Genomic DNA, 8,277 nt, shown 5'->3' with positions numbered 1-8,277 from the left:
AACCGCCATGCGCAATGCCCGAGTGGACGCACGTGCAGAGGAAGCCGGAATGCTTGCCCGAGCAGTTGTTGTGCAACGCATTCGGCAAACCGCCGGCGCGGGCGAGCGCAATCTCCGCCTGGTGGTTCGATGGCCAATGCGCGCCGCATTCCAGCGCGGAGTGGTCGAGGCCGGCACTGGCCAACATGGACCGCGCCAGTTCGACATGCGCCGGCTCGCCCGAGTGGGAAGCACAGGCAAGCGCCAGTTCGCGGTTGCCGAAGCCATAGGTATCGGCGGCGCCGCTTTCGACCAGCGGCAGCGCCTGGATCGCCTTCACCGCCGAGCGCGGGAACACCGGCACCGATGTATCGCCGATCTCCAGGAACGGTTTGCCGTCGGCATCGAAGACCGCAATGGCGCCGCGATGGGCGCTCTCGACGATCTTGCCGCGCAGAACCTCGACCAGAACCGGATTTGTCATGGATGCCCCTTAAACGCGGGCCGCTTTTATCTGATCCGGTCGAGAATGGAAACGTAGTTGGCGACCGCGGCGCCACCCATGTTGAAGATGCCGCCGAGTTTTGCGCCAGGCACCTGGATGCCGCCGGCCTCGCCGACCAGCTGCATGGCGCTCAGCACATGCATCGACACGCCGGTGGCGCCGATCGGGTGGCCCTTGGCCTTCAGCCCGCCGGACGGATTGACCGGCAACCGGCCGTCCTTCGCCGTCTCGCCGCTCATAGCCAGCTTCGCCCCTTCACCCGGCTTGGCCAGGCCCATCGCCTCATACTCGATCAGTTCGGCGATGGTGAAACAGTCATGCGTCTCGACGAAGGAGAGATCGTCCAGCGTCACGCCGGCCTGCTTCAGCGCCTGGTTCCAGGCCTGCTCGCAGCCTTCGAAGGCGAGGATGTCGCGCTTCGACATCGGCAGGAAATCCTGCACATGCTGGTTGGCGCGGAAGGCGACGGCACGGCGCAACTTCAGCGCCGTCGCGGTGTCGGCAAGGACAAGGGCGGCCGCACCATCGGAAACCAGCGAGCAGTCGGTGCGCTTCAGCGGACCGGCAACGAAGGGGTTCTTTTCGCTTTCCTGGCGGCAGAACTCATAGCCGAAATCCTTGCGCATCTGCGCGTAGGGATTGTCGACGCCGTTCTTGTGGTTCTTGGCGGCGATCATGGCGAGTGCGTCCGACTGGTCGCCATAGCGCTGGAAATAGCCTTGAGCGATCTTGCCGAAGACGCCGGCGAAGCCCGCCGGTGTGTCGCCATCCTCGGGCAGATACGAGGCCTTGAGCAGGTTCTTGCCGATCTCGGGGCCAGGCGTCGTCGTCATCTGCTCGGCGCCGACCACCAGGACGATGCGGGCGGCGTTGGCGTCGATGGCGCGGATGCCTTGCCTGACCGCCGCCGAGCCGGTGGCGCAAGCGTTCTCGACCCGCGTCGCCGGCTTGAAGCGCAGCCGGTCGTCGGCCTGGAGCACCAGGCTGGCAGTGAAATCCTGGGCGGAAAAGCCGGCGTTGAAGTGGCCAAGCACGATCTCGTCGACATCGTCCGGGCCGATGCCGGCATGGTCGAGGGCGTCCGTTGCCACCTTGGTGATCAGGCCCTCCAGCGTCTCGCCTTCGAGCTTGCCGAAGCGCGAATGCGCCCAGCCGACGATGCATGCGGTCATGGCGATCTCCGTTCTCCGCGAGCCTAGCAGTTCATATCGCGGCGTGAGCTTCTAATATTGTTCAACTATGAACCTTTTTCCAGACCGCGTGAAGGGCCAGAGCATAGAATTGATCGATCTCCGTTGGCACAGCACACCCCATGAAATTTAGGCTGGATTTTTGTTGATTGATCCGTCAATAAAAAATAACTTCGCCGCCGAGGCTGGAACAACAATGCCGAAAGTCGGAATGGAACCGCTGCGCCGCAAGGCGCTCATCGACGCGACGATCTCGGCGATCGGCGAGCGCGGCTCGCTTGACGTGACCATGTCGGAAATCGCCGGTCGTGCAGGCGTCTCCTCGGCCCTTGCCCATCATTATTTCGGCGCCAAGGACGAGCTGTTGCTGGCGACGATGCGGCATATCCTGGCCGAGTTGACCGCCGACACGCGGCGCGCCCTTCAATCCGCCAGCACCCCTCGCGGGCGTGTTTCAGCGGTGGTCGCCGTCAACTTCTCTGACCTCCAATTCCAGCCGGAAACCATTGCCGCCTGGCTCGCCTTCTATGTCGAGGCGCAGAAATCGTCGGCGCTGCGCCGACTGCTCAAGGTCTATGCCCGGCGCTTGCACTCCAACCTGATGAGCGGATTGACCGGAATCCTACCCATAGGCGAGGCCGACCGCGTCGCCGAGGCCACGGCGGCGCTGATCGACGGGCTCTATATCAGGCGTGCGCTGAAGGACGGCGTGCCCAACGCCGCGACAGCCATCGCGCTGGTCGAGGACTATCTCGAAACGAAACTCAGCGGGCGGCAGACGCAGTGACACGCAAGAAACCAAATTTCCTGATCGTCATGGTCGATCAGCTCAATGGCACGCTGTTCCCGGACGGACCGGCGGATTTCCTGCATGTGCCGCATCTCAAGGCGCTGGCCGCGCGTTCGGCGCGCTTCGCTAACAACTACACCGCCTCGCCACTCTGCGCGCCGGGCCGCGCCTCGTTCATGAGCGGGCAGTTGCCGTCGCGCACCGGGGTCTACGACAATGCCGCCGAATTCGTCTCGTCGATCCCGACCTTCGCCCATCATCTGCGCGCCGCCGGCTACTACACCTGCCTGTCGGGCAAGATGCATTTCGTCGGGCCGGACCAGATGCACGGTTTCGAGGAGCGGCTGACCACCGACATCTATCCCGCCGATTTCGGCTGGACACCGGACTACCGCAAGCCCGGCGAACGTATCGACTGGTGGTATCACAATCTGGGCTCGGTGACCGGCGCCGGCGTCGCCGAGACCACCAACCAGATGGAGTATGACGACGAGGTCGTGTTCCTGGCCACGCAGAAGCTCTATCAGCTTTCGCGCGAACAGGACGATGCAAACCATCGGCCCTGGTGCCTCACGGTTTCGCTGTCACACCCGCACGATCCCTATGTCGCGCGCAAGCAATACTGGGATCTTTACGAACATTGCCAGGCGCTCGATCCGGAAACCGGGTTCATCGCGCATGATGAGCAGGATGTGCATTCGCAGCGGCTGTACCGCGCCAGCGACTATCCCGCTTTCGAGATCACGCCTGAGCAGGTGCGTCGTTCGCGGCGCGGCTATTTCGCCAACATCTCCTATGTCGACGACAAGCTCGGCGAGCTTCTGGACGTTCTCAAGCGCACGCGCATGCTCGACGACACGGTCATCCTGTTCTGCTCGGACCACGGCGACATGCTCGGCGAACGCGGCCTGTGGTTCAAGATGAGCTTCTTCGAAGGCTCGGTGCGAGTGCCGCTGATGATCGCCGGCAAGGGCGTACCAGCAGGACTGATCGAGGCGCCGGTCTCCAATCTCGACGTCGCGCCGACGCTTTGCGACCTCGCCGGCATCGACATGAGCGCGATCGCGCCGTGGACCGACGGCCAGTCGTTGCTGCCGCTTGCCACCGGCGGGCAGCGCACCGCGCCCGTATTGATCGAGTATGCAGCCGAAGGCTCGCACGCACCCCTGGTGGCGATCCACGATGGCAGATACAAGTTCGTCCATTGCGAGCTCGACCCGCCGCAATTGTTCGATCTCAAAGCCGATCCGCTTGAGCGGGACAATTTGGCCGACGACCCGGCCAATGCGGCCTTGGTGGCGACGTTCATGGACAAGGTGCGGGCGCGCTGGGACATGGCCGGCTTCGACGCCGCCGTGCGCGAGAGCCAGGCGCGCCGCTGGGTCGTCTACCCGGCGCTGCGCAACGGCGCCTATTACCCCTGGGATTTCCAGCCGCTGCAGAAGGCGTCGGAGCGCTACATGCGCAACCACATGAACCTCGACAACCTCGAAGAGAGCAAAAGGTATCCGCGAGGCGAATGATGGCAAATCTTGTCCCCTCCCTCGATCACCTCCGGCTGGCCTATGCCGTCACCGCCAAGGCGACGCAGATCACGCCGCTGCTGGAGTCGGCGGCTCTTGCCCGCGAGACGGGCGCGGCCCGCGTCTTCGTCAAGCCGGAATCGCTGCAATGGGCCGGATCGTTCAAGGTGCGCGGCGCCTATTGGCGGCTGACGCGGCTTTCCGCGGACGAGGCAAGAAAGGGCGTGGTCGCCTACTCCTCCGGCAATTTCGCGCAAGGGCTGGCCGCCGCCGGCCAGGCGCTGGGCATTCCGGTCACGATCGTCATGCCGATCGACGCGCCGGCCGCCAAGCGCGACGCCACGGCCGGTTATGGCGCGCGCGTGGTGCTGACCGACCATGGCGAGCGCGCGCGTGAGGAGGTTGCCGCCGCCAGGGCACGCGAGATCGCCGAGACCGAGGGCCTCGCGCTGTTGCATCCCTTCGACGATCCGGAGATTGTGGCCGGCCAGGCCGGTGCCGGGCTGGAGGCGCTGGATCAGCTTGCGGCCAAGGACGCGCAAGCCGACCTGCTGTTCTGCGCGGTCGGTGGCGGCGGGCTGATCGGCGGCGTGTCGCTGGCCTTCCACTATCTGTCGCCGGCGACCGAGATCATCGGCGTCGAGCCCGAAGGCTTTAACGGCATGGGCTCGTCGCTGGCGCATGGCGCCATCGAAACCATGCCGATCGGGCCGAAATCGATCTGCGACGGGCTGATGGCGCGCAAGCCCGGCGACGCGCCGTTCGCGGCGGTCAAGGCTGCCGGCGTTCGCGGCGTCACCGTCGACGATCAATCGGTGCGCAGTGCGATGCGGATTGCCTTCGAGCGGATGAAGCTGGTGCTCGAACCGTCGGGCGCGGCATCGCTGGCGGCGCTGCTCGGCGGCAAGGTGGATGTCAGGGGGAAGACCGTGCTCGTGGTGGCGACCGGGGGCAATATCTCGCTCGCCGATTTCATTGCGCATATGAATCATGGGCCCATATGAACCATGCTTGAAGCGGATTTCGTCATCATCGGCTCCGGCTCGGCCGGCTCGGCCATGGCCTACCGGCTGTCGGAGGACGGCAAGCACTCGGTGATCGTCATCGAGTTCGGCGGCAGCGATATCGGGCCGCTGATCCAGATGCCGTCGGCACTGTCGATCCCGCTCAATATGAGCCTTTACGACTGGGGCTTTGCCAGTGAGCCGGAGCCGCATCTCGGCGGCCGCGTGCTGGCGACGCCGCGCGGCAAGGTCATCGGCGGCTCGTCCTCGATCAACGGCATGGTTTATGTGCGGGGACATGCGCGCGACTTCGACCACTGGGCCGAACAGGGAGCGACGGGCTGGGGCTTTGCCGACGTGCTTCCCTATTTCAAGCGCATGGAAAACGCGAATGGCGGCGAGGATGGCTGGCGCGGCAAAAGCGGTCCGCTGCACATGCAGCGCGGTTCGAGGACCAATCCGCTTTACGGCGCCTTCGTCGAGGCGGGTCGCCAGGCCGGCTTCGAGCTGACCGACGACTATAATGGCGCGAAGCAGGAAGGGTTTGGGCCGATGGAGCAGACCATCCACGGCGGCCGCCGCTGGTCGGCCGCGAGCGCCTATCTCAGGCCGGCGCTCAGGCGTAAGAATGTCAACCTGGTCAAAGGCTTCGCGCGGCGGGTGATCATCGAGAATCAACGCGCCACCGGCGTAGAGATCGAAGCCCGCAGGCAAATCCAGATCATCAAGGCACGCCGCGAAGTGATCATTGCCGCGTCCTCGATCAATTCGCCCAAGATCCTGATGCTTTCCGGCATCGGCCCGGCCGCGCATCTCAGGGAAAATGGCGTCCAGATGGTGGCCGACCGGCCCGGCGTCGGACGCAATTTGCAGGACCATATGGAGCTCTACATCCAGCAGGAATCGACCAAGCCGATTACGCTGAACTCGGTGCTAAACCCGTTTTCCAAGGCGCTGATCGGCGCGCAATGGCTGTTCTTCAAATCCGGCCTTGGCGCCACCAACCATTTCGAGGCAGCGGCCTTCGTGCGCTCCCAAGCCGGCGTCGACTATCCCGATGTCCAATACCATTTCATTCCGGCCGCGGTCCGCTATGATGGCAAGGCGGCGGCCAAGGCGCACGGTTTCCAGGCACATGTCGGGCCGATGCGGTCGAAGTCGCGTGGCTCGGTGACGCTGCGCTCGCCCGATCCCCTATCGAAGCCGGTGATCCGCTTCAACTACATGTCGCATCCGGACGACTGGACGGAGTTCCGCCACTGCATCCGGCTGACGCGCGAGATCTTCGGCCAGGCGGCGTTCGATGCCTATCGCGGCAAGGAAATCTCGCCGGGGTCGCATGTCCAGTCGGACGACGATCTCGACGCCTTCATCAGGGATCACGCCGAAAGCGCCTATCATCCCTGCGGTACCTGCAAGATGGGTCGCACCGACGACGCCATGAGCGTCGTCGACCCGGAATGCCGGGTCATCGGCGTCGACGGGTTGCGGGTTGCCGACTCCTCGATCTTCCCGCGTGTGACCAACGGCAATCTCAACGCACCATCGATCATGACCGGCGAGAAGGCCGCCGACCACATCCTTGGCCGCACGCCGCTGACGCCGTCCAACCAGGAGCCATGGATTAATCCACGCTGGCAGGCATCCGACAGATAAGCCATGATCCGCATGCCCCGGCTGCACGATCCGCATGCCGCGAAAGACGATTTGGAGAATATCATGCGCGCCCAGCCAACGGCATCGCACTATGTCAACGGACGCTACATCGAAGACGAAGGTGGTGCTGCGCTGCCGGTGATTTATCCGGCAACCGGCGAGACCATCGCGGTGCTGCATTCGGCGACGCCAAACGTGCTGGAACTCGCGATCGAGGCGGCGCGCGCGGCACAACCGGCCTGGGCGCGGCTGAAGCCGGTCGAGCGCGGGCGCATCCTGCGCCGCGCCGCCGACATCTTGCGGGCGCGCAATGCCGATCTCGCCCGCATCGAGACGCTCGACACCGGCAAGGCGATCCAGGAGACGCTGGTGGCGGACGCACCGTCGGCCGCGGATTGCCTTGAATATTTCGGCGGCGCGATCGCATCCTATAATGGCGAGGCCGTCGATCTCGGTGGACCCTTTGCCTATACGCGGCGCGAGGCGCTTGGCGTCTGCGTCGGCATCGGCGCCTGGAACTATCCGATCCAGATCGCCGGCTGGAAATCCGCGCCGGCGCTCGCCATGGGCAACGCCATGGTGTTCAAGCCGTCGGAGAACACGCCACTGTCGGCGCTGGCGCTGGCCGAAATCTACAGCGAGGCCGGCCTGCCCGACGGGCTGTTCAACGTGGTGCAAGGCTATGGCGATGTCGGCGCCGGGCTGGTCGAGCACGATGTCGTCGCCAAGGTCTCGGTGACCGGCTCGGTGCCGACCGGCCGCAAGGTGTTGTCGCTCGCCGGCTCGAAGATGAAGCACGCCACCATGGAGCTCGGCGGCAAGTCGCCGCTAATCGTCTTCGACGACGCCGATCTCGAAAACGCCATTGGCGGCGCCATGCTCGGCAATTTCTATTCGACCGGCCAGATCTGCTCCAACGGCACGCGGGTCTTCGTGCAGAAGGGCATCCATGGCCGCTTCGTCGAGCGGCTGATCGAGCGGACGAAGAAGATCCGCATCGGCGATCCGCTCGACCCCGAAACGCAGATGGGGCCGCTGGTCAACAAGGCGCAGCACGAGAAGGTCGTGAACTACATCGAGATCGGCAAGCAGGACGGGGCAGTTCTCGCCTGCGGCGGAAATGTGCCGTCCCTGCAGGGTTTTCAGGGCGGCTTCTTCGTCGAGCCGACAGTCTTCACCGGCGTTACCGACTCCATGCGCATCGCGCGCGAAGAGATTTTCGGGCCTGTCATGAGCGTGCTGAAATTCGACAGCGAGGACGAGGTGATCGAGCGCGCCAACGACACCGAGTTCGGCCTCGCCGCCGGCGTGTTCACGCGTGACCTGCCGCGCGCCCACCGTGTCATCGCCGAACTGCAGGCCGGCACCTGCTGGATCAACGCCTATAATCTGACGCCGGTCGAGATCCCCTTCGGCGGCTTCAAGCAATCCGGCATCGGCCGGGAGAACTCGCTGGCGGCACTGGCGCTCTATTCGCAGCTGAAGTCGGTCTATGTCGAGACCGGCGACGTGGCGAGCCCTTACTGAGGGGAATTGTAGGCTAGGGAAGCGGGTCGAAAAAGCGTTTCTTGTTGAGAGCTTGGATCGCGTTCTTGACGACAAAAAGAGACAGAATTCCAATCCAGATGGG

At 64.4% G+C, this 8,277-nt stretch carries 7 protein-coding genes; 5 read left to right on the top strand and 2 right to left on the bottom strand.

The features are described 5' to 3' along the window. Together MESS2_RS08605 and MESS2_RS08600 are read right to left on the bottom strand one after the other, a co-directional pair. Positions 1-463 (bottom strand): asparaginase (locus tag MESS2_RS08605; protein WP_040592532.1); only part of this gene is annotated, 463 nt, incomplete at its 3' end. 26 nt (positions 464-489) lie between these two features. Next, entirely contained in the window at positions 490-1,656 is a 1,167-nt protein-coding gene (locus tag MESS2_RS08600; RefSeq protein ID WP_008873790.1) for an acetyl-CoA acetyltransferase, read from the bottom strand. Positions 1,657-1,870: 214 nt separating this feature from the next. On the opposite strand from MESS2_RS08600, the gene betI reads away from it, so the two are divergent. The 5 genes from betI (at position 1,871) to betB (ending at position 8,174) form a co-directional block, all read left to right on the top strand. After that, positions 1,871-2,461, top strand: a complete 591-nt coding sequence (gene betI / locus MESS2_RS08595; protein WP_040592531.1) for a choline-binding transcriptional repressor BetI — start codon at positions 1,871-1,873, stop codon at positions 2,459-2,461. Further along, complete coding sequence (gene betC / locus MESS2_RS08590) at positions 2,458-3,987, top strand: choline-sulfatase (protein ID WP_008873788.1); 1,530 nt, start codon at positions 2,458-2,460, stop codon at positions 3,985-3,987. Before betI ends, betC begins: the two co-directional genes overlap by 4 nt. Continuing rightward, a complete protein-coding gene (locus tag MESS2_RS08585) occupies positions 3,984-4,991 on the top strand; it encodes a threonine/serine dehydratase family protein (protein WP_008873787.1) in 1,008 nt (335 codons plus the stop codon). The genes betC and MESS2_RS08585 overlap by 4 nt, the downstream gene beginning before the upstream one ends. Positions 4,992-4,994: 3 nt before the next feature. Next, the gene (gene betA / locus MESS2_RS08580; protein ID WP_008873786.1) at positions 4,995-6,647 is read left to right on the top strand and encodes a choline dehydrogenase; all 1,653 of its coding nucleotides are present in this window, start codon (positions 4,995-4,997) and stop codon (positions 6,645-6,647) included. A 63-nt stretch (positions 6,648-6,710) separates the two neighbouring features. Beyond that, on the top strand, positions 6,711-8,174 hold the full coding sequence (gene betB, locus MESS2_RS08575; protein ID WP_040592533.1) for a betaine-aldehyde dehydrogenase: 1,464 nt from the start codon (positions 6,711-6,713) through the stop codon (positions 8,172-8,174). The last annotated feature ends 103 nt before the right edge of the window (positions 8,175-8,277 follow it).

Origin of the sequence: Mesorhizobium metallidurans STM 2683 (genome assembly GCF_000350085.1) — a bacterium.
GTDB classification, from domain to species: Bacteria; Pseudomonadota; Alphaproteobacteria; order Rhizobiales; family Rhizobiaceae; genus Mesorhizobium; species Mesorhizobium metallidurans.
This window is presented reverse-complemented; position numbering and strand designations above follow the sequence as displayed.